General features: G+C 40.6%; 20 protein-coding genes, 1 tRNA gene and 1 riboswitch. Of the genes, 16 read left to right on the plus strand and 5 right to left on the minus strand.

The window, feature by feature from the left end:
* Positions 1-15 precede the first annotated feature (15 nt).
* Positions 16-1,239 (minus strand): peptidase T, encoded by a 1,224-nt coding sequence (pepT, locus tag B7717_RS07955; RefSeq protein WP_049477720.1) that lies wholly within the window; start codon positions 1,237-1,239, stop codon positions 16-18.
* Positions 1,240-1,597: 358 nt separating this feature from the next.
* Here pepT and pitA point away from each other — a divergent pair, with 358 nt between their 5' ends.
* From pitA to hemH, 6 genes are all read left to right on the plus strand, one after another.
* Positions 1,598-4,156 carry a PI-2 pilus tip adhesin PitA gene (gene pitA / locus B7717_RS07960; RefSeq protein WP_084944505.1) on the plus strand — a complete coding sequence of 853 codons (2,559 nt, stop codon included), beginning with the start codon at positions 1,598-1,600 and terminating at the stop codon, positions 4,154-4,156.
* On the plus strand, positions 4,156-4,707 hold the full coding sequence (gene sipA, locus B7717_RS07965) for a PI-2 pilus system signal peptidase SipA (protein WP_000924790.1): 552 nt from the start codon (positions 4,156-4,158) through the stop codon (positions 4,705-4,707). Before pitA ends, sipA begins: the two co-directional genes overlap by 1 nt.
* Positions 4,707-5,972, plus strand: a complete 1,266-nt coding sequence (locus B7717_RS07970) for a DUF7601 domain-containing protein (protein ID WP_044020831.1) — start codon at positions 4,707-4,709, stop codon at positions 5,970-5,972. The genes sipA and B7717_RS07970 overlap by 1 nt, the downstream gene beginning before the upstream one ends.
* Positions 5,973-5,988: 16 nt before the next feature.
* On the plus strand, positions 5,989-6,990 hold the full coding sequence (gene srtB / locus B7717_RS07975; protein ID WP_084944506.1) for a class B sortase: 1,002 nt from the start codon (positions 5,989-5,991) through the stop codon (positions 6,988-6,990).
* A 75-nt stretch (positions 6,991-7,065) separates the two neighbouring features.
* The gene (gene srtB / locus B7717_RS07980) at positions 7,066-7,938 is read left to right on the plus strand and encodes a class B sortase (RefSeq protein ID WP_049477724.1); all 873 of its coding nucleotides are present in this window, start codon (positions 7,066-7,068) and stop codon (positions 7,936-7,938) included.
* A gap of 77 nt (positions 7,939-8,015) precedes the next feature.
* A complete protein-coding gene (hemH, locus tag B7717_RS07985; RefSeq protein ID WP_000709219.1) occupies positions 8,016-9,110 on the plus strand; it encodes a ferrochelatase in 1,095 nt (364 codons plus the stop codon).
* A 41-nt stretch (positions 9,111-9,151) separates the two neighbouring features.
* Here hemH and mscL read toward each other — a convergent pair whose 3' ends face one another.
* Both mscL and B7717_RS07995 read right to left on the minus strand, forming a co-directional pair.
* Positions 9,152-9,532, minus strand: coding sequence for a large conductance mechanosensitive channel protein MscL (gene mscL, locus B7717_RS07990; protein WP_000910206.1), 381 nt, complete (start codon positions 9,530-9,532; stop codon positions 9,152-9,154).
* 79 nt (positions 9,533-9,611) lie between these two features.
* Positions 9,612-10,049: a GtrA family protein gene (locus B7717_RS07995; RefSeq protein WP_002874529.1), complete on the minus strand. Its 438-nt coding sequence runs from the start codon at positions 10,047-10,049 to the stop codon at positions 9,612-9,614.
* Between the two features lie 28 nt (positions 10,050-10,077).
* A riboswitch (PreQ1 riboswitch) is annotated at positions 10,078-10,174 on the plus strand.
* Between B7717_RS07995 and B7717_RS08000 the strand changes: the two genes are divergently transcribed.
* The 4 genes from B7717_RS08000 (at position 10,172) to dapA (ending at position 13,320) form a co-directional block, all read left to right on the plus strand.
* Positions 10,172-10,684, plus strand: coding sequence for a QueT transporter family protein (locus tag B7717_RS08000; protein WP_000737303.1), 513 nt, complete (start codon positions 10,172-10,174; stop codon positions 10,682-10,684). It overlaps the preceding riboswitch by 3 nt.
* Before the next feature lie 105 nt (positions 10,685-10,789).
* A tRNA-Thr gene (locus B7717_RS08005) sits at positions 10,790-10,862 on the plus strand.
* A 389-nt stretch (positions 10,863-11,251) separates the two neighbouring features.
* Positions 11,252-12,328, plus strand: a complete 1,077-nt coding sequence (locus tag B7717_RS08010; RefSeq protein ID WP_000542494.1) for an aspartate-semialdehyde dehydrogenase — start codon at positions 11,252-11,254, stop codon at positions 12,326-12,328.
* Between the two features lie 56 nt (positions 12,329-12,384).
* Positions 12,385-13,320 (plus strand): 4-hydroxy-tetrahydrodipicolinate synthase, encoded by a 936-nt coding sequence (gene dapA, locus B7717_RS08015; protein ID WP_000121600.1) that lies wholly within the window; start codon positions 12,385-12,387, stop codon positions 13,318-13,320.
* Between the two features lie 46 nt (positions 13,321-13,366).
* On the opposite strand, the gene mnmE is transcribed toward dapA, so the two are convergent.
* A complete protein-coding gene (gene mnmE / locus B7717_RS08020; protein ID WP_049478742.1) occupies positions 13,367-14,740 on the minus strand; it encodes a tRNA uridine-5-carboxymethylaminomethyl(34) synthesis GTPase MnmE in 1,374 nt (457 codons plus the stop codon).
* A 134-nt stretch (positions 14,741-14,874) separates the two neighbouring features.
* Positions 14,875-15,057, minus strand: coding sequence for a 4-oxalocrotonate tautomerase (locus tag B7717_RS08025; RefSeq protein ID WP_001117401.1), 183 nt, complete (start codon positions 15,055-15,057; stop codon positions 14,875-14,877).
* Positions 15,058-15,179: 122 nt separating this feature from the next.
* Between B7717_RS08025 and B7717_RS08030 the strand changes: the two genes are divergently transcribed.
* From B7717_RS08030 to glyA, 6 genes are all read left to right on the plus strand, one after another.
* Complete coding sequence (locus B7717_RS08030) at positions 15,180-15,770, plus strand: thymidine kinase (RefSeq protein ID WP_049478743.1); 591 nt, start codon at positions 15,180-15,182, stop codon at positions 15,768-15,770.
* On the plus strand, positions 15,767-16,846 hold the full coding sequence (gene prfA, locus B7717_RS08035) for a peptide chain release factor 1 (RefSeq protein ID WP_049478744.1): 1,080 nt from the start codon (positions 15,767-15,769) through the stop codon (positions 16,844-16,846). Before B7717_RS08030 ends, prfA begins: the two co-directional genes overlap by 4 nt.
* Positions 16,846-17,682 carry a peptide chain release factor N(5)-glutamine methyltransferase gene (gene prmC / locus B7717_RS08040; protein ID WP_084944507.1) on the plus strand — a complete coding sequence of 279 codons (837 nt, stop codon included), beginning with the start codon at positions 16,846-16,848 and terminating at the stop codon, positions 17,680-17,682. The genes prfA and prmC overlap by 1 nt, the downstream gene beginning before the upstream one ends.
* Positions 17,666-18,268 carry an L-threonylcarbamoyladenylate synthase gene (locus B7717_RS08045; RefSeq protein WP_084944508.1) on the plus strand — a complete coding sequence of 201 codons (603 nt, stop codon included), beginning with the start codon at positions 17,666-17,668 and terminating at the stop codon, positions 18,266-18,268. The genes prmC and B7717_RS08045 overlap by 17 nt, the downstream gene beginning before the upstream one ends.
* Position 18,269: 1 nt before the next feature.
* Positions 18,270-18,701, plus strand: a complete 432-nt coding sequence (locus tag B7717_RS08050) for a GNAT family N-acetyltransferase (protein WP_084944509.1) — start codon at positions 18,270-18,272, stop codon at positions 18,699-18,701.
* Between the two features lie 61 nt (positions 18,702-18,762).
* Positions 18,763-20,019 carry a serine hydroxymethyltransferase gene (gene glyA, locus B7717_RS08055; RefSeq protein WP_084944510.1) on the plus strand — a complete coding sequence of 419 codons (1,257 nt, stop codon included), beginning with the start codon at positions 18,763-18,765 and terminating at the stop codon, positions 20,017-20,019.
* Positions 20,020-20,021: the final 2 nt, after the last annotated feature.

The raw sequence follows: 20,021 nt of genomic DNA on the forward strand, positions 1-20,021 counted from the left end.
GCTACCTCGTCTTTTTTAGTCTTTATAAGCTACAATACCAATGATGGTATCCACCGCACGCTCCATGGTCTGAAGACTGACGTATTCAAAACGTCCATGCATGTTTTCACCACCAGCAAAGATATTAGGAGTTGGGATCCCCATAAAGGAAATCTTAGACCCATCTGTTCCACCACGAATTGGTTCGATAATTGGCGTGATTCCCAGATCCTCCATTACGGCTTTGGCAATGGTAACAGGAGTCATATCTTTCTCAATGACTTCCTTCATATTGTAGTACTGGTCTGTCAGAGTTAAGGTCACGCGATTATTCCCAAGCTCTTGATTCATCTTGTCAGCGATGGCTTGCATAGCTGCTTTACGAGCTTCAAAGGCATCTTTTTCAAAGTCACGGATGATGTAGCTTGCACGCGCCTCCTCGACACTACCTGTCACATCCATAAGATGATAGAAACCTTGATAACCATCTGTCAATTCAGGTCGGTCATTCTCTGGAAGTTGATTATGAAAATCAATCGCTAGCTGAAGGGCATTGACCATCTGTCCTTTAGCAGTACCAGGGTGAACATTGCGCCCTTGGAAATGCAATTCAGCACCAGCTGCTGAGAAAGTTTCATACTGAAGCTCACCTAGCGGACCACCATCAACAGTATAAGCAAAGTCAACGTTAAAGTCTTCAGCATCAAATTTGTTAGCTCCAACACCGATTTCTTCATCTGGTCCAAAACCAACTCGAATCTCACAGTGTTTGATTTCGGGATGAGCAGTCAGATATTCAATAGCAGTCATAATTTCAGCAATCCCTGACTTGTCATCAGCACCCAGCAAGGTCGTGCCATCAGTTGTGATAAGCGTTTGGCCTGGATATTTCTCAAGGCTCTTGAAATCAGCAGGATCGAGTTTAAATCCAGAATCACCCAAGTCGATAACTCCACCATCGTAATTTTCAATGACTTGCGGATTAACTCCCTCAGCATTAAAGTCAGCAGTGTCCATGTGGGAGATGAAGCCAATCTTGCGTGTCAGGCTGGGATCATTAGCTGGTAAGGTACCAATAGCAAAACCATTTGGAAGGTAGTAGACGTTTTGCAGACCGACACGTTTCATTTCGGGAATAAGAACATTGGTCGCAAAATCTACCTGGTTTTGCGTACTTGGAGTAGTAGTAGAGTGTTCATCAGAACGAGTATTGACCTTAACGTAGGTCAAAAAACGATCTAAAAGGTTCGGATAAGTCATAAAAACTCCTTTAACAATCATAAAATAGAATGCAAACTTCGGAAAAAACCTTATTCTGAAAATTTCATGAATTTTGAAAAAATATAATAATTCAAATTCAATAGACTTTCAAATGAAATTTTGGATATTCTAGAATAAAATATATGCATTGATATTTTATGAGATTTTTTTATTCTTTTTTCATTTTACCATAGAATAGTTTGAAAGACAAAGAAGAATCATACTCTTTTATTAATTAACATAATATAAAATTAATCATATTAATTGACACTGCGTGAACTTTATTGTACAATTATCTTGTAAATGTCCTAGATTGATATAGTAACAATATTAGTACATTCTAGTTAAGGAGAATAAAATGAACATTCGCTTCGATTTTAAGAAAGTTCAAATTATTGCACGCCGTTTAGTTACACTGTTAGCTATTCTCTTTTTGTGTGCTCCGATAAGTCTGTTAAATGCTGATTCTACTACAGAACCTCAGACAACCCTTCATAAAACAATTACTCCGATATCAGGACAGGATGACAAGTATGAGTTGTCATTGGATATCACGTCTGCACTTGGTGCTGAGATACAGTCAGATCCTTTAGATGTCGTACTTGTAGCAGACTTATCTGGAAGTATGACTTATCAGGATGTCAACTCCTCTAGTGGGGCTTTGATTAGTCGGCTTCAAGCTCTGAAAAATACACTCCAAGGCGAAAACGGTCGTCGTGGTTTGATAGATACAATCCTTTCAAACTCTAACAACCGTTTATCAATTGTTGGATTTGCTGGGAAAATAGATAACCAACGTTACAATAGTTATTATCAATGGCCAGCTTGGGCGGGGTACTTTTCTGGTATTTCCTCTCATGATGATGCTAAGACAGTATTAAACTGGAGCAATGATGTTCAAGGAGCCAAAAGAATGGTTTCTAGAATGTCTGTTGATAATAGTGGTGATTCGATTGGTTACGAAGGAGGAATAGGTACAGGTACAAATATTGGAGCAGGACTTCAGTCAGCAACAGAATTACTTCAGTCAGCCAGATCAAGTGCAAAAAAGGTTGTCATTCTTTTGTCAGATGGTTTTGCGAACATGTACTACGATACTAGAGGCTATACGATCTACAATTGGAGCAATAATGATGGTGTAACAGAAATAGCTCCATCGTGGTATCAAACCAATCTAAACACGTTTACTGAAACAGTTTCTGGTTATCTTGCTCCCAAGATTGATGGATTTTATTCTATCAAATTCCGCTACTCTAATAGTACAGATAGTATTTCTAAACTAAAAGAGTACATTGGTAGTTATAATTCTTCCATTCCAAACGAAATATTATCCGCTAACAATGAAAGGGAATTGAGAGAACAATTTAAGGAAATCACCAAGAAAATCCTTCCTCTAGGTGTTCACCATGTGACCATCAAGGATGTTTTGTCCAAATATGTTCAACTTCTTCCCGATAACAGTTCAAATATTCGAGTTGTAAAAATCGAAAACGATAAAGAGGAAACCTTGGGATCAGATAAGGTTACGCTGGAAACAAGGAAGAATGAAAATGGTCTGGTCGAAGTAACAGCAAAATTTAATCCCAACTACATTCTTGATGATGGTGTGAAGTACGCCCTCAAATTTACTGTTACATCAAGTCAAGATGCCTTAGATGCCATTGCTGGTGATAAAAAACTAGAGGCTGGTGATGCTGAAGGTTCTGATGTCAATAAACTCTACTCCAATAAAGGTGCCAGTGTCACCTATTCCTATGGAATAGGCACCTCTCAAACCAAGACCAAAGAATACTCTGACAACCCAACCTTTAAGCCTTCAGATCCATTAACGGTACCAGTGGAAGTTGAATGGCAAGGTGTGACGGGTGCGAGAACTGTTATTACAGCTGATCAACCGAGTAATGTTGAACTGAAACTGGTTCAAAAGAACAAGAACGGAGGTCCTGATAATCAAGACTATCGAAAGACTAATGTAAATGTTAGAACAAATATCTTTAATGAAACGAGGAACTTTGAAAAAGTTGCCAAAGGATATCAATACGATTTAATTGCACCGGACGTCCCAGCCTTTACCAAAGAAATAAAAAATGTTGGTACAGAAACTAAACCATCCTTCAAGGTAATCTATAAACAATTGCCAAGTCTGACGATTAAGAAAGTGTTGGAAGCTGAAAGTAACTTGAACAAAGAGTTTAGGATTAAGGTAAAACTAACCTCTCCTGATTCTACACCATTGAATGGAACTTTTGGCGATATAACTGTTGTGAATGGAGAAGCGGAGATCCGTGTCGAAAAACGAAAACGTTGGAAAGGTATTCTAAGCTATCTTCCTCGAGGAACCCATTACAAGGTTGAAGAAGAAGCGGCATCAACGAACGGTTACCACGTTACATATGAGAATCAAGAGGGCGATCTGAATAAAGACGAAACCAGTATTGTCACGAATCACAAGCTTCCAAGTTTATCAGTTACAAAAAAGGTTACGGGTGTATTTGCCAACCTATTAAAATCCTTCAAGATTACCATTAACATTAGGGATGCTCAGAATAGTCCACTGAATGGAACCTATACTGCAACGGTAAATAATAAAAGAACCCCTCTGCAATTTACGAATGGTCGAGTGTCTATTGATCTAAACAAAGATCAAACCATAAAAATTGATGGACTTCCACTCAATAGTCACTATACCGTAGAAGAGGAATCAAACTCTTCTAGTGGATATCAGGTATCTTATGAAAATCAAGAAGGCAAGCTGGATGGAGACAAGTCCGCGACAGTCACGAATAATAAGAATAGCGTGCCTGAAACCGGAGTTGACTTCCTCAGCAGTACACTCATGTTAGGAATAATCCTTCCTCTAGGGGGAATCTTCTTTACAATCCTACTCGGATATCTAGTGGTACATAGGAGAAAATAATGCTACTTAAAAAGAAACATAAGAAAACAGTAACACAAGTCAATCGGGATAAGTCTCCGCCGAGTGTATGGGGAGATATCCTCTACTTAGTCAGTAAGCTTCTGATGGTTGGGTTTGTACTGGCCACCCTTTACTTTTTTGTCTTTGGACTATTGAGATACAATGACGATGGCATGAAGCCAGCCTTAAAAGATGGCGACTTGGTTGTCTACTATAGGTTGGATAAACGTTATTCGATTGGTGATCTGCTCGTCTATAGTTATAAGGGTAAGGAAAGAGTGGCGCGTGTCATAGCAACCGAAGGAAGTACGATCGATATAAACGAAAATGGTCTCATCATCAACGGTTCTCCTCAACAAGAGCAGGATATCTACAAAGAAACGCTGCTCTATAAGGAAGGGGCTACCTTCCCAATGAAAGTCCCAGCAGGACAACTCTTTGTCCTCGGGGACAATCGAACAACGGCTGTAGATAGTCGTGCTTTTGGAACCATTCCTATACAGGATACCCATGGCAAGGTGGTAACAGTCCTAAGGCGACGGGGCTTTTGATGACAGTTTATGAAAAAAGAAATTTAAAAATAAAAGGAATAATCATGAAAAAAACATTTTTGAAAAAATTAGTTACTGCAAGTATTGCAGCTGTAACCGCCTTGTCGGTCTTTAGAGGAGTGCCAACATTTGCGGATGATAATGATGTGGCAACTGCCAAAGCAAATGGTGAAACAAGTGCAAAAGTAGCTATTAATAAGGTGTTGAATATTGCGGAAGGAATTACAACACCTGAAGCAACTTTTACATTTACTTTCACCCCAAAAACTGGTACATCATCAAATGGTGCACCTTATGAAACGATTTCTGATTCAAATGGAAAAATAGCTGCAAAGAATGTAGTTTATTCTAAAAGTGATCTTTTGCAACCAAATCAAACTAGTATTAAGAAAGATACTGGAAATATTTTCGAAAGCGTAACCTACACACACGCCGGAGAATATGTTTATACTGTAGCAGAAACTCAAAATGTTGGTTGGGCACAAATTCTGAAAAATAGCGTACCAATTGATTCTATGACATATGATAATCGTAGCTATGAAATGCACGTTATTGTAAAAAATAAGCAAAGCTCAGGTGTTTATATTTCATCTGTATATTTCAAACTAGTGTCTACAAGTTCTACTGCTAAAGTAAAACCATCTGAGAAGGGCGAACTTTATAAATATGATTTATTTGTAAATACTTACAGGAAAAATGCGGGTAAAATCACAAATCCAAATGAACCAACACCAAATAAACCAAAACCAGAAAATTTCAATCCAGGAGCAAAATCTTTAGTAATCAAAAAATTGGTAGAAGGTGATTCGGCTGATAAAACAAAAGACTTTACCTTTAAGTTAACTTTTACAAAAGCTTCAACAGATGATCAAGGTACATTTGTCGGACAAGTTGGTTCCACATCTTATACATTTGAGAATGGGAAAGAAAAAACAATTACCCTTCACCATGATCAATCTTTGGTATTTGACAATCTACCTGCAGGTACTCGCTATAAACTAGTTGAATCAGGATCTCAAGGTTATAAAGCAACAGCCTCATATAATGAAAATGGAGTTATAAGGAATCAAACGGGTACAGCTTCAGCTGATTTTACTCAAACTAGTATTTTAGTCGGTGAAAAGACAAATGATAATACCATTACAAATAGCTTGCCAAATGTTACCCCTACTGGTCTCTTGATTGACAACCTTCCTTTCATTTTGATGATTGGTCTTGGTTTGGCTGGATTTGTTGTTTTGTCTAAAAAACGCAGACAAGCTTAAGCAAGTGGTTTGACCGATGAAAATCAAGCGTGAGAAACCAAAAAGGAGTTTGTCTAGGCGTCTGGTCCTTGCTGTAGATGCATTGATGAATCATATCCTGCTCCTCTTGGCAGCCTTAGTCTTTCTCTTTGGTTTCTACGCCCTTTGGGATGCCAATCAGGTCTATTCTCAGGCTTCATCAAGTGAGTATGAGGCCTATAGACCAGTGAGTACCACTGAGAAGGATGAGCTTGCTAGTTTTTCTGGCTTTCACAAGCTACAGCAAGTCAATCCCGAGGTTCTCGGCTGGATCAATGTCTATGGCACCAATATCGACTATCCCTTAGTCCAAGCCAAAGACAATGAAAAATACCTGAACAAGGATTCCAAGGGAGAATTTGCAGCTACAGGAGCTATTTTCCTTGAGGCTCGAAATGAATCCAAGTTCGAAGACTTTAATACCATCATCTACGGGCACCATGTAGAAAATGGGGTTATGTTTGGAGATGTAGCAAAGTTTTCTGATAAGGAATTTTTTGATCAGCATCGCTACGGTAGTATTTACTATAATGGCGTAGAAAAAGGTCTTGAAATCTTTGAAATGCTCGAGGTGGACGCCTATGACTTTAACATCTACGATCCAGGTATTAATGGGGATGATCGGCGCCAAGAATATATCGATCACTTACTCTCGGTTGCCATTCACAAACGAGACATTACACTGGGGCCAAATGACCATATCATCCTTCTCAGTACCTGTTTCCTAGACGTAACAAATGGGAGACATATCGTAGTTGCCAAGATTACAGATACGGTTCCAAAGAACACCTTCCATACGAAAAAATCAAAACCATTTCCTTACAGCGTCTTTGATGATTCGTCGCTCGGACGATTTCTCTCATCGATTCCTTTGTGGATATGGTATATCATCTTATTTATCTTGCTCTTGCTATTGATCTTCTTGCTCATCATCCTCTACTTGATCTTGCGTCGTAGAAGAGAAGCAAAGGAAGAAGGGGCAGATACCATTACTGACTAAACTACCAATAAAAGAGAAAGGGACAGCCTCTCTTGCTCTTTTATTTTCAAGGCTAGAAAGGAGAAAGAAGGAAATATGAAAACAAGTACAAGTCGCGAAGCCATAAAGGCCATTCTATCCCTCTTTCTAGCTTTTTTCTGTCTTTTTACAGCTGATAGAGCTCTTGCGAGCGACTACGATCATTATAATCCCATTGAAAAGGATGCCAGCAGTACGGGCTTTGAAACCTTGCAACACCTCAACAAGGATGTTTGTGGTTGGATTAGCCTCGATGGGACCAAGGTAGACTATCCTCTCTTACAGAGTCAGGACAATGTCAAATACCTTGACCGCAATGCCTTTGGCGATTATACTGTGTCAGGTTCTATATTCCTAGACTATCGTTTTAACCCAAATTTTACGGACTTTAACACCATCATTTATGGTCACTCCATGGCTTCTGGTGCTATGTTTGGGGAGATTCAAAAATTTGCGGATCAAGATTTTTTTGAAAAGCATCGCTATGGCTCTATCTATTATAACGGCCGTGAACGAGGGCTTGAGATATTTGGAATTTTAGAAGTAGATGCCTATGACACGGAGATTTACCGAACTTTGAGTTCCAACGATGAGGAACACCAGGCCTACTATCAATATTTGCTAAGTAAAGCCAAGTACAAGCGAGATGTTTCCTTGACCTCAACGGACAAGATTGTTTTATTAAGCACCTGTTTCCTTAATATTACCAACGGACGGCATATCCTCTTAGCTAAAATAACGGATGCACCAGTAAAAGCAGCCCAGGATAAAAGTGGGGAAGCAGTAGGGACGCGGTATTTCGATCAAGGCCTACCAACGCATTGGATTTATATCCTTGCCTTTCTTCTCCTGATTATCGTTATTTTACTCCTTGTCGTTATCATCCTAATCATAAGGCGAGATAGAAAGACAAAAGAACAAAAGAAATAGTAGACGTCGGAAGCGTTTACTATTTTTTTCTTTCATGATAGAATAGATAGTGAAAATAATATCATAAGGATGATAACATGAAAAAAGCTATATTAATGATGACCTTTGGATCTCCAGAGGAGATTAGTTTTGAAGGAGTAGCAGAATTTTTTACAAATATTCGTCGTGGTGTTAGACCCCAAGACCACGAGATTCAGACTCTCTATGACAACTATGTCCTTATCGGTGGGACGCCCTTGCAGCGGATTACACGTGAGGAGGTTGATTTAGTCAAGGAACGTTTAGGCGAGGAGTACGGTATCTACTTTGCCAATAAGTTTTCTCGGCCCTTTATCCCTGATGTGATCAAGCAGATGGAGTCTGATGGTATTGAAGAATGTATTTGTTTGATTTTGGAACCTCATTATTCCTTTTACTCAGTCATGGGGTATGAAAAGTTTTTGGAAAGCCAGCAGATCCGATTTTTAGTGATTAAGGACTGGTATCAACAACAGCCTTTGCTGGACTTCTGGACAGATGAGATTGAAAAAATTTTACGAAACCATGTGGGAGAAGAATCTTTCAAGGTAATCTTTTCAGCTCACAGTGTTCCCATTTTTGCCTTGGATTATGGAGATCCTTATATAGATCAGATTTTCGATAATAGCAAGCTCATTGCTGAACAACTCGGCCTAACAGCCGACCAGTATACCAATACTTGGCAGAGCGAAAGCGATATTGGAATCCCTTGGATCAAGCCAGATGTCTTAGAATATTTACGAGAACAAAAGCAACATCCAGAGCATTATATTTTTGTCCCGATTAGCTTTATCAGTGAACATATCGAAGTCCTTTTTGATAATGATGTGGAATGTTATGAGTTGTGTCAAGAATTAGGTGTCACCTACCATCGTCCACCTATGCCCAATACGGATAGCCGTTTAATTGACGCTTTAGTTGCTACTGTACGAGCCAATGAAGACAAAGAATTTAAAGCTTTTCTCCCAGAAGAAGAAACCTTCGATGAGTTAGCGCCTTCGGCAACTACAAAGGACATCATGGAGGAGACAGACGACCTTCAGATGCCAGAATTTGTCAAAAAACTCATTGAGAAAAAAGGCCGTGAAAATGTGAAGATGCCTTACTTGATTAAGAAAATGCTCGAAAAGGCTGGGAAGTTACCAAAAGAGTAAAGAAAAAAGGATTTAGCTTTAAGCTAAATCCTTTATCTGTTTTATTTTTTCTCAAGAAGAGCTTTGATTTCTTGAAGAACTTCAAGTTCAGTTGGAGCAGCAGGTGCTTCCTCAACCACTTCCTCTTTCTTACGAAGGTTTTGCGCTTTTTCCATAGCTTTAATAACGAAGAAAAGCACAGTACCTACAACGAGAAAGTTGATAATAGCACTCAAGAATTTACCATATGTAACACCATTCCATGCAAGCTCAGCGATGTTTTGTACTTTCGCAGCTTCCAAAGCTGGGTTCAATAGAAGTGGAGTGATGATATCGTTAACAAATGAAGTAACGATAGCACCAAATGCAGAGGCAATGATCACACCGACAGCAAGGTCAACGACATTACCACGAAGCAAAAATTCTTTAAGATCCTTTAACATTTTCATAAATTCCTTTCCTAATTTTCTAATTTATTATATCCTAAATTGTGACAAAAAGCAACTTGAACGCTCAAAGTGGTCAGTTGTTCCCTTTAAAAATATAGATTTTACTGAAAATATAGTTTAAAATGATGATCAAGATTTGTGCTAGAATAGTTTCAATCGTATTAACCCTATCTATATTAAATTCGACAAACTGGCCAATAATATCAGGGAAAGTTGTAACAAAGATATAAGTTAAAAGAACGTCAAGACCAAGAGTAGAAAGACGAGCTAAGAAAAACTTAGCCAGGCGGGTTGGCCAATTCCTTCTCTCTTGTTTAAAGACGATTGTATCATTTGTGAGAAAGGCAAAGAGAATCCCGATAATATTTGCGAGGGCAGTTGCGAGGATTTCCTGGTGGCTGATATGGTAAATAACCAAACGTGATACAATAGAAACCAGAGTAGTAGCGCCACCAAAAAAAAGATAGGCAAGGATTTCATTATCAAAGAAAGCTTTTATTTGATTTTTCATGATTTTAGTATAGCATAAAGTCATATATTGTGCTATACTGGTAAGGTTGATAACCTCAACCCTTGGTGCTTAGCTTCTTTCACCAAGCATATTTTACGCGGGAAACCGCTAAAGGAGAAAACATGAAAAAATTAACTGTTCGTGACATGGCAGACATCGCTATCGTTGCTGCGATCTATGTAGTTTTGACTATTACGCCACCAATCAATGTTCTTAGTTTTGGGGCGTATCAGTTCCGTATTTCAGAAATGTTGAATTTCTTGGCCTTTTACAACCCTAAATATATCATCGGTGTGACAATTGGATGTATGATTGCTAATTTATTTAGTAGTTTTGGCCTAATAGATGTCTTTGTCGGTGGAGGTTCTACCCTAGTTTTCCTTAGTCTAGGGGTATTGCTCTTTGCAAAATACAGCAAAGATTACCTCTTTAACGGATTGATTCGAAAAGATCATTTCTTCTTTTCAATCCTCTTCTCCATTTCAATGATTACCATTGCAGCTGAACTCCATATCTTGACAGAAGCTCCCTTCTTCTTCACATGGTTCTCTACTGGAATTGGTGAGTTTGCATCACTTATAGTGGGAGCGATTTTGATTGGTAAATTGGGACAGCGAATCGATCTAACAAAATAAGAAGTTTATAAGCTAGATTCTTGCTAAATCTAGCTTTTTTCATTCCATAAAATTAAAAGAGAGCGCTTGACAAGAACATAGAACTATAGTATACTTTTTAGGTAAGCTGATTTAGCTCAGTTGGCAGAGCGCATCCATGGTAAGGATGAGGTCGCCGGTTCAATCCCGGCAATTAGCATTAAATAGATACAAAAACTCTTATTTACAAGGGTTTTTGTTATGTCTGCCCCAAATTTTTCAAAGATATTTCTTATGCACCTGTATAAATGAAGCAAAGAGTTTTGGCTGTTGACAAAAGTGACTCTATCTAGTAGAATAGTAGATGCGATGAGTCGATAGGCAGTCTTCGGACTGCTATTGAGCATAAGGAGGTCATAACGCAGGAGCGGACCTTGATGAGTTGTGTGAACCTGCTCATCACATGAAGATGCCTCTTAGTCCCTGGTCAATGACTAGGGATTTTTAATTTTCAGAAAATATAACCCAAAAATGCTTTTCAATTTCTGGAAAAAGTAGTATAATACATCTATTATAGAAATTTTTAGAAAATTCCGAAAGAGGTTATTTATGGGATATACAGTTGCTGTAGTCGGCGCGACAGGTGCTGTCGGAGCTCAGATGATAAAAATGTTGGAAGAATCAACACTTCCAATCGATAAAATTCGTTACCTTGCTTCTGCACGTTCAGCAGGCAAGACTTTGAAATTTAAAGACCAAGATATTACGATTGAAGAAACGACTGAGACCGCTTTTGAGGGTGTTGATATTGCACTCTTCTCAGCAGGTGGTTCGACATCAGCTAAGTATGCACCATACGCAGTTCAAGCTGGAGCGGTAGTAGTAGATAACACATCTTATTTCCGTCAAAATCCAGATGTACCATTGGTTGTGCCGGAAGTCAATGCTCACGCACTTGATGCCCACAACGGGATTATTGCTTGCCCTAACTGTTCAACAATCCAAATGATGGTGGCTCTTGAGCCTGTTCGTCAAAAATGGGGCTTGGACCGTATCATCGTTTCAACATACCAAGCAGTCTCTGGTGCTGGTATGGGAGCGATCCTTGAAACACAACGTGAACTTCGTGAAGTTTTGAATGACGGTGTGAATCCACGTGATTTGCATGCGGAAATCTTACCTTCAGGTGGTGACAAGAAACACTATCCTATTGCCTTTAACGCTCTTCCACAAATTGATGTCTTCACTGACAATGATTACACTTACGAAGAGATGAAGATGACTAAGGAAACGAAGAAAATTATGGAAGACGATAGCATCGCAGTGTCTGCAACCTGTGTTCGTATTCCAGTTTTGTCAGCTCACTCTGAGTCAGTTTATATTGAAACAAAAGAAGTGGCTCCAATCGAAGAAGTGAAAGCAGCTATCGCAGCCTTCCCAGGTGCTGTTCTTGAGGATGACGTAGCACATCAAATCTATCCGCAAGCTATCAACGCTGTTGGCTCGCGTGATACCTTCGTAGGTCGTATCCGTAAAGACTTGGATGCTGAAAAAGGAATCCACATGTGGGTTGTTTCAGATAACCTTCTCAAAGGTGCTGCCTGGAACTCAGTTCAGATTGCAGAAACGCTTCATGAACGTGGATTGGTTCGTCCAACAGCTGAGTTGAAATTTGAATTAAAATAGTCATATCGTTTAGGAGTTCAGATGAACTCCTTCTTTGAAATAGAGAGGTGTTTCTCATGTCTTATCAAGATTTAAAAGAGTGTAAAATCATCACGGCCTTTATTACCCCTTTCCATGAGGATGGCTCCATCAACTTTGATGCCATTCCAGCCTTGATTGAGCATTTATTGGCCCATCACACAGACGGCATTCTTCTAGCTGGAACGACTGCTGAGAGTCCGACCTTGACCCACGATGAGGAGTTGGAACTCTTTGCGGCTGTACAAAAGATTGTTAATGGACGTGTTCCTTTGATTGCGGGTGTAGGTACCAATGATACGCGTGACTCGATCGAGTTTGTCAAAGAAGTAGCAGACTTTGGTGGCTTCGCTGCTGGACTTGCGATCGTACCATACTACAACAAACCTTCTCAAGAAGGCATGTATCAGCACTTTAAAGCTATTGCAGATGCATCAGATTTACCTATTATCATTTATAACATTCCAGGGCGTGTAGTTGTTGAATTAACTCCAGAAACCATGCTTCGCTTGGCTGACCACCCAAATATCATCGGTGTTAAAGAATGTACCAGCTTGGCTAATATGGCTTACTTGATTGAGCACAAGCCAGAAGAGTTCTTGATTTATACAGGTGAAGATGGAGATGCCTTCCATGCCATGAACCTTGGTGCGGATGGGGTTATTTCTGTTGCCTCCCATACAAATGGAGATGAGATGCACGAGATGTTTACTGCCATTGCAGAAAGCGATATGAAGAAAGCTGCAGCTATTCAGCGTAAATTCATTCCTAAAGTCAATGCCCTCTTCTCTTATCCAAGTCCTGCTCCAGTTAAGGCGGTCCTTAACTATATGGGATTCGAAGCTGGACCAACTCGATTACCTCTAGTTCCAGCACCAGAAGAAGATGCTAAACGCATTATCAAAGTTGTCGTAGATGGCGACTACGAAGCAACTAAGGCAACTGTAACAGGTGTCCTTAGACCAGATTACTAATAAAGACAATAAAATCCATGACCGCAAGAAGGATCATGGATTTTTCTTATTTTCCTAAACAGAATTGGCTAAAGAGTTGGGTAATGAGTTCATCAGGAGCTGCATCACCTGTGATTTCTCCGAGAATTTCCCAAGTACGGGTCAAGTCAACTTGAAGCAAATCAACTGGCATCCCCAGTTCCAGCCCTTCATTAACAGCTTGTAGACTTTCAACGGCCTTTTCAATCAAGGAAATATGACGGGCATTTGACAAGTAAGTAGCATCTTGCTCGACCAAACCAGCATTTTCAAAGAAGAGATCGTTAATACGCTCTTCGATCTTATCAATGTTTTGGTTTTTAAGAACTGAAATACGGATGACATCTTCAGGTAGTTCCGAAGTTTCAATCGCTTCAGGAAGATCCGTTTTATTAAGTAGAATAATGCGGTTGGTATCTTGGCTGATTTCTAAGAGTTGGCGATCTTGGGCGGTCAGTGGTTCACTGGCATTTAGTACTAGTAGTACCAAGTCAGCTTCCTTGAGGGCTTTTCTAGAACGTTCGACACCGATTTGTTCCACGATATCATCTGTTTCCCGGATACCGGCTGTATCAATCAATTTGAGAGGAACCCCGTTAATGTTGACGTATTCTTCGATAACATCTCGTGTCGTACCAGCGATATCTGTTACAATAGCCTTGTCTTCACGAAGGAGATTATTGAGAAGACTGGATTTCCCAACATTGGGACGACCGATGATAGCAGTTGAAATTCCCTCACGAAGGATTTTACCACGACGAGCTGTTCTAAGGAGATTGGTTAGCAATTGCTCAAACTCCATAGTCTTCTCACGGACAACAGCGGTAGTAGCTTCCTCAACATCATCATACTCAGGATAGTCGATATTGACCTCTACTTGGGCAAGCGTATTGAGGATTTCTTGGCGAGTATTATTGATAAGATTAGAAAGAGAACCGTCCAATTGGTTGACTGCGATATTCATAGCCTTGTCTGTCTTGGCACGGATGATGTCCATCACTGCCTCAGCCTGTGTTAAGTCCACACGACCGTTTAGAAAGGCACGCTTGGTAAATTCACCCGGTTCAGCCAATCGAGCTCCTTCACGGATAGCTAGTTGGAGAATTTCATTGGTTACCGCAATCCCGCCGTGGGTGTTAATCTCGATAATATCCTCACGAGTGAAGGTCTTTGGAGACTTCATAGCTCCAACCATAACCTCATCCATGACCTTACCAGTTTGAGGGTCAACGATGTGACCGTAGTTGAGGGTATGGCTTGCAACCTTGCTCAAGTCTTTTCCTTTAAAAATCTTTTGCGCAATGGCAAAGCTATCTGTTCCGCTCAGGCGGACAATACCAATTGCTCCTTCACCTAGTGGAGTAGAGATAGCAGCGATGGTATCAAATTCACGTGTAATCATACTAATTCCTTTTGTATTTCTTTTCTTAGGATAGGTATCCAAGCATCTCTTCAAATTGTAACAAAATTAGACTATTTCTTCAATGGATGCTACTTGGATATTGAAAAAGCCTAAGCAATTCTGCTTAAGCTGGTTTATTTGGTGCGCATTTCACCTTGAGGGAAGTAGGTTCCTTCTGGCATGTCGTTGATGATGACATGAACGGCTGATTGAGGTGCTCCAGTGTTACGGACAACAGCTTCCGTTACTTCCTTAGCAAGAGCTTTCTTTTGCTCGAGCGTGCGACCTTCAAATAAATCGATGCGTACAAATGGCATAATAGCTTCCTCCACTAGTTTGTGATTTCTTCTATTTTACCACATTTTGCCGTTTAAAGCTTCAGGAAATTATGATATACTAGAATGTAGCAAAAATTTAGAAATGGACGTGAAATAGAAGCATGGCACAGTTGTATTATCGTTATGGGACTATGAACTCAGGTAAAACGATTGAGATTCTCAAGGTGGCCTATAACTATGAGGAGCAAGGAAAGGGAGTTGTGATTATGACTTCGGCTCTGGATACGCGTGACGGTGTTGGCTATGTGTCGAGTCGAATCGGCATGAAACGCCCAGCAATTGCGATTGAGGAAACGACAGATATCTTCGGCTATATCCGAGACTTACCTGAGAAACCATACTGTGTGTTGGTCGATGAGGCCCAGTTTCTCAAGCGTCACCATGTTTACGACCTAGCTCGTGTTGTGGACGAGCTAGACATACCTGTCATGGCTTTTGGTTTGAAGAATGACTTTCGCAATGAATTGTTCGAAGGTTCCAAATATCTCTTGCTTTTAGCTGATAAAATCGATGAAATAAAGACCATCTGTCAGTATTGTAAGAAAAAGGCGACTATGGTGTTGCGAACTCAAGATGGCGTGCCAGTCTATGATGGCGAACAAATTCAAATCGGTGGCAATGAAACCTATACCTCAGTCTGCCGAAAACATTATTTTGCCCCTGAAATCAATAAGGAGAATGAAGAAAAATGAACATCTATGATCAACTACAAGCTGTAGAAGACCGATATGAAGAATTAGGAGAATTGCTGAGTGACCCTGATGTCGTTTCAGACACCAAACGTTTCATGGAGCTTTCAAAAGAAGAGGCTTCAACTCGTGACACAGTAACAGCCTACCGTGAGTACAAACAAGTTCTTCAAAACATCGTTGATGCCGAAGAGATGATTAAAGAATCAGGCGGAGATGCGGACTTGGAAGAAATGGCCAAGCAAGAGCTCAAGGATGCCAAGGCTGAAAAAGAAGAATACGAAGAAAAACTGAAAATCTTGCTTCTTCCAAAGGATCCAAACGATGACAAGAACATCATCCTTGAAATCCGTGGAGCAGCTGGTGGAGACGAAGCGGCACTTTTCGCTGGAGACCTTCTAACTATGTACCAAAAGTATGCGGAAGCCCAAGGCTGGCGCTTTGAAGTTATGGAAGCCTCAATGAACGGCGTAGGTGGTTTCAAAGAAGTCGTAGCCATGGTTTCCGGTCAGTCCGTTTACTCTAAGCTTAAGTATGAGTCTGGTGCACATCGTGTGCAACGTGTCCCTGTGACAGAGAGCCAAGGCCGTGTCCACACCTCAACAGCGACAGTTCTAATCATGCCTGAAGTGGAAGAAGTAGAGTACGATATTGATCCAAAAGACCTTCGTGTTGACATCTACCACGCATCTGGTGCTGGTGGTCAGAACGTCAACAAGGTTGCGACTGCCGTTCGTATTGTTCACTTGCCGACCAATATCAAGGTTGAGATGCAGGAAGAACGTACCCAGCAGAAAAACCGTGAGAAGGCTATGAAGATTATTCGTGCGCGTGTGGCTGACCATTTTGCTCAGATTGCCCAAGATGAACAAGACGCTGAACGTAAGTCTACTATTGGTACTGGTGACCGTTCAGAACGGATCCGTACTTACAACTTCCCACAAAACCGTGTTACAGACCACCGTATCGGCTTGACTCTCCAGAAATTAGATACCATTTTGTCTGGTAAACTAGATGAAGTTGTAGATGCTTTGGTCCTTTACGATCAAACACAGAAATTAGAAGAATTAAACAAATAATGAAATTAGCTCAATTATTTTCAGATTTTGAAGAAGAATTGATCAGACAAGGAGAGGAAGCAGAAAGCCTCTCTTTTGTCTATCGTAGCCTGAAAAAACTCTCTTTTACAGATTTCGTCTTTGCCCTCCAGCAAGAAGTAACAGAGGAAGAAAAACAATTTGTAGAGGAAATTTACCAGCAGTTAGGGGCCCACAAACCAGCTCAGTATATGATTGGACAGGCAGATTTCTTTGGAATGCAGTTAAAAGTGGATGAGCGGGTTTTGATTCCTCGTCCAGAAACAGAAGAGTTGGTGGAACTCATCCTCACAGAAAACCCTGAGGAAAATCTTAATGTCCTAGATATTGGGGCTGGAAGTGGTGCCATAGCCCTTGCTTTAGCAAAAAATCGTCCAGATTGGTCTGTAACGGCAGTGGATATTTCACAAGATGCACTAGACTTAGCAATTGACAACGCTAGAAATCAAAATATTAATATATTTTTTAAAAAATCTGATTGTTTTGCAGAAATTTCTGAAAAATATGATATAATTGTATCCAATCCACCCTATATCTCTCGAGAAGATGAGTTAGAAGTCGGTTTGAATGTTTTACATTCGGAGCCTCATCTAGCTCTCTTTGCAGATGAGGATGGCCTAGCTATTTACCGCAGAATTGCGGAAGATGCAAAAGACTATCTCACAGATGGTGGTAAGATTTACCTTGAAATTGGATACAAGCAAGGTCAGAGTGTTCCTGCGCTTTTTAGGAAACATCTTCCTGAAAAACGGGTACGAACACTCAAGGACCAATTTGGTCAAGATAGGATGGTTGTAGTTGATGATGGACAGGATTAGACAAGAGTTGGAAAAGGGCGGAGCTGTTGTTTTGCCTACAGAGACAGTTTACGGTCTCTTTGCTAAGGCCTTAGACGAAAAAGCTGTCGACCATGTTTACCAACTCAAACGTCGTCCTAGAGATAAGGCACTTAACCTCAATGTTGCCTCTCTAGAGGACATCTTGCACTTTTCAAAGAAACAGCCAACCTATCTTCAAAAACTTGTAGAGACTTTCTTGCCAGGTCCCTTGACCATCATTCTCGAAGCCAATGACAGAGTTCCCTATTGGGTCAATTCTGGTCTTGCAACTGTTGGATTTCGAATGCCAAGTCACCCCATAACGCTTGATTTGATTCGCGAGACAGGACCCTTGATTGGGCCGTCTGCCAATATTTCAGGTCAGGCAAGTGGAGTGACCTTTGCTCAAATTCTAGAGGATTTTGACCAAGAGGTTCTGGGTTTGGAGGACGACACTTTTCTAACTGGACAGGATTCGACGATTTTGGATTTGTCTGGGGACAAGGTGAAAATCTTACGCCAAGGGGCGATTAAGCGAGAAGATATTCTTGCACAGTTGCCAGAGATTTCTTTTGAGGAGGAATGAGATGCTAAGAGATTTGCAAGAAACAGATGTGAAAGCAATATGTGACATTAACCAAGAGGCTTTGGGCTATTCTTTTAGTCCAGAGGACACAGCTAGTCAACTAGCTAAATTATCTCAGGATTCCCATCATTTCCTACTTGGCTATGAGGATGAGGCCAACCATGTCCTACTTGGATATGTCCATGCTGAAGTTTATGAATCTCTTTATTCCAAAGCAGGATTTAATATCTTAAGCTTAGCGGTTTCACCTCAAGCACAAGGGCGAGGTATCGGTAAATCCTTGTTGCAAGGGTTGGATCAAGAAGCAAAAAGACGGGGTTATGAGTTTATCCGCTTAAATTCTGCCGATCACCGTCAGGGTGCTCATGCATTTTATGAAAAAGTTGGTTATACTTGTGATAAAGTGCAGAAACGGTTTATTCGCATCTTTTAGTTTATTTTCTTTCTTGTAAAAACAAACTAAAGGACCAGTCACACTATAAAGGAGAAGACCTATGATTTTTGACAAAGATGATTTTAAAGTATACGATGCTGATCTCTGGAATGCTATTGCCAAAGAAGAAGAACGCCAGCAAAACAATATCGAGTTGATTGCTTCGGAAAACGTGGTTTCCAAGGCTGTTATGGCAGCTCAAGGGTCTATCTTGACGAATAAATACGCTGAAGGTTACCCAGGACGCCGTTATTATGGTGGAACAGATGTGGTAGACGTGGTAGAAACTCTAGCTATTGAACGCGCGAAAGAAATTTTCGGGGCTAAATTTGCCAATGTCCAACCTCACTCAGGAAGCCAAGCCAACTGTGCTGCTTACATGGCCTTGATTGAGCCAGGTGATACGGTTATGGGAATGGATTTGGCTGCAGGTGGACACTTGACGCACGGGGCTCCTGTTAGCTTCTCTGGTCAAACCTACAACTTTGTTTCTTACAGTGTGGATCCTGAAACAGAACTCTTGGACTTTTTTGCCATCTTGAAACAAGCCCAAGAAGTGAAGCCAAAACTAATCGTAGCAGGTGCTTCAGCCTATTCTCAAATTATCGACTTCTCAAAATTCCGTGAAATCGCAGACGCTGTCGGGGCTAAGCTCATGGTAGATATGGCTCATATCGCTGGTTTGGTTGCTGCTGGTCTACATCCAAGTCCAGTTCCATACGCTCATATCACAACGACAACGACCCACAAAACCCTTCGTGGACCTCGTGGTGGTTTGATTTTGACAAATGATGAGGACCTAGCGAAGAAAATCAATTCAGCTATTTTCCCTGGTATCCAAGGTGGACCTTTGGAGCATGTTATCGCTGCTAAGGCTGTTTCCTTCAAAGAAGTTTTAGATCCGGCCTTCAAGGATTATGCTGCTAATGTTATCAAAAACAGCAAGGCTATGGCAGCTGTCTTCTTGCAAGACCCTGACTTCCGTACCATTTCTGGCGGGACTGAAAACCACCTCTTCTTAGTCGATGTTACTAAGGTTGTTGAAAACGGAAAAGTGGCTCAAAACTTGCTGGATGAGGTTAATATTACCCTAAATAAAAACTCAATCCCTTACGAAACTTTGTCACCATTCAAGACAAGTGGGATTCGTATCGGAGCAGCAGCCATCACTGCACGTGGATTTGGTGAAGAAGAATGCCGTAAAGTGGCTGAACTCATCATTAAAACTCTTAAGAATGCAGAAAATGAGGCTGTCTTAGAAGAAGTGAGAAGTGAAGTCAAAGCTTTGACAGATGCCTTCCCATTATACGAGGACTAATA

Source organism: Streptococcus oralis subsp. oralis (assembly GCF_002096495.1).
GTDB lineage: Bacteria > Bacillota > Bacilli > Lactobacillales > Streptococcaceae > Streptococcus > Streptococcus oralis_CU.

Bases quoted from the DNA above. Each gene is read 5' to 3' on its own strand.
- pepT (WP_049477720.1), bottom strand. From the start codon at position 1,239: ATGACTTATCCGAACCTTTTAGATCGTTTTTTGACCTACGTTAAGGTC.
- pitA (WP_084944505.1), top strand. From the start codon at position 1,598: ATGAACATTCGCTTCGATTTTAAGAAAGTTCAAATTATTGCACGCCGT.
- sipA (WP_000924790.1), top strand. From the start codon at position 4,156: ATGCTACTTAAAAAGAAACATAAGAAAACAGTAACACAAGTCAATCGG.
- B7717_RS07970 (WP_044020831.1), top strand. From the start codon at position 4,707: ATGACAGTTTATGAAAAAAGAAATTTAAAAATAAAAGGAATAATCATG.
- srtB (WP_084944506.1), top strand. From the start codon at position 5,989: ATGAAAATCAAGCGTGAGAAACCAAAAAGGAGTTTGTCTAGGCGTCTG.
- srtB (WP_049477724.1), top strand. From the start codon at position 7,066: ATGAAAACAAGTACAAGTCGCGAAGCCATAAAGGCCATTCTATCCCTC.
- hemH (WP_000709219.1), top strand. From the start codon at position 8,016: ATGAAAAAAGCTATATTAATGATGACCTTTGGATCTCCAGAGGAGATT.
- mscL (WP_000910206.1), bottom strand. From the start codon at position 9,532: ATGTTAAAGGATCTTAAAGAATTTTTGCTTCGTGGTAATGTCGTTGAC.
- B7717_RS07995 (WP_002874529.1), bottom strand. From the start codon at position 10,049: ATGAAAAATCAAATAAAAGCTTTCTTTGATAATGAAATCCTTGCCTAT.
- B7717_RS08000 (WP_000737303.1), top strand. From the start codon at position 10,172: ATGAAAAAATTAACTGTTCGTGACATGGCAGACATCGCTATCGTTGCT.
- B7717_RS08010 (WP_000542494.1), top strand. From the start codon at position 11,252: ATGGGATATACAGTTGCTGTAGTCGGCGCGACAGGTGCTGTCGGAGCT.
- dapA (WP_000121600.1), top strand. From the start codon at position 12,385: ATGTCTTATCAAGATTTAAAAGAGTGTAAAATCATCACGGCCTTTATT.
- mnmE (WP_049478742.1), bottom strand. From the start codon at position 14,740: ATGATTACACGTGAATTTGATACCATCGCTGCTATCTCTACTCCACTA.
- B7717_RS08025 (WP_001117401.1), bottom strand. From the start codon at position 15,057: ATGCCATTTGTACGCATCGATTTATTTGAAGGTCGCACGCTCGAGCAA.
- B7717_RS08030 (WP_049478743.1), top strand. From the start codon at position 15,180: ATGGCACAGTTGTATTATCGTTATGGGACTATGAACTCAGGTAAAACG.
- prfA (WP_049478744.1), top strand. From the start codon at position 15,767: ATGAACATCTATGATCAACTACAAGCTGTAGAAGACCGATATGAAGAA.
- prmC (WP_084944507.1), top strand. From the start codon at position 16,846: ATGAAATTAGCTCAATTATTTTCAGATTTTGAAGAAGAATTGATCAGA.
- B7717_RS08045 (WP_084944508.1), top strand. From the start codon at position 17,666: ATGATGGACAGGATTAGACAAGAGTTGGAAAAGGGCGGAGCTGTTGTT.
- B7717_RS08050 (WP_084944509.1), top strand. From the start codon at position 18,270: ATGCTAAGAGATTTGCAAGAAACAGATGTGAAAGCAATATGTGACATT.
- glyA (WP_084944510.1), top strand. From the start codon at position 18,763: ATGATTTTTGACAAAGATGATTTTAAAGTATACGATGCTGATCTCTGG.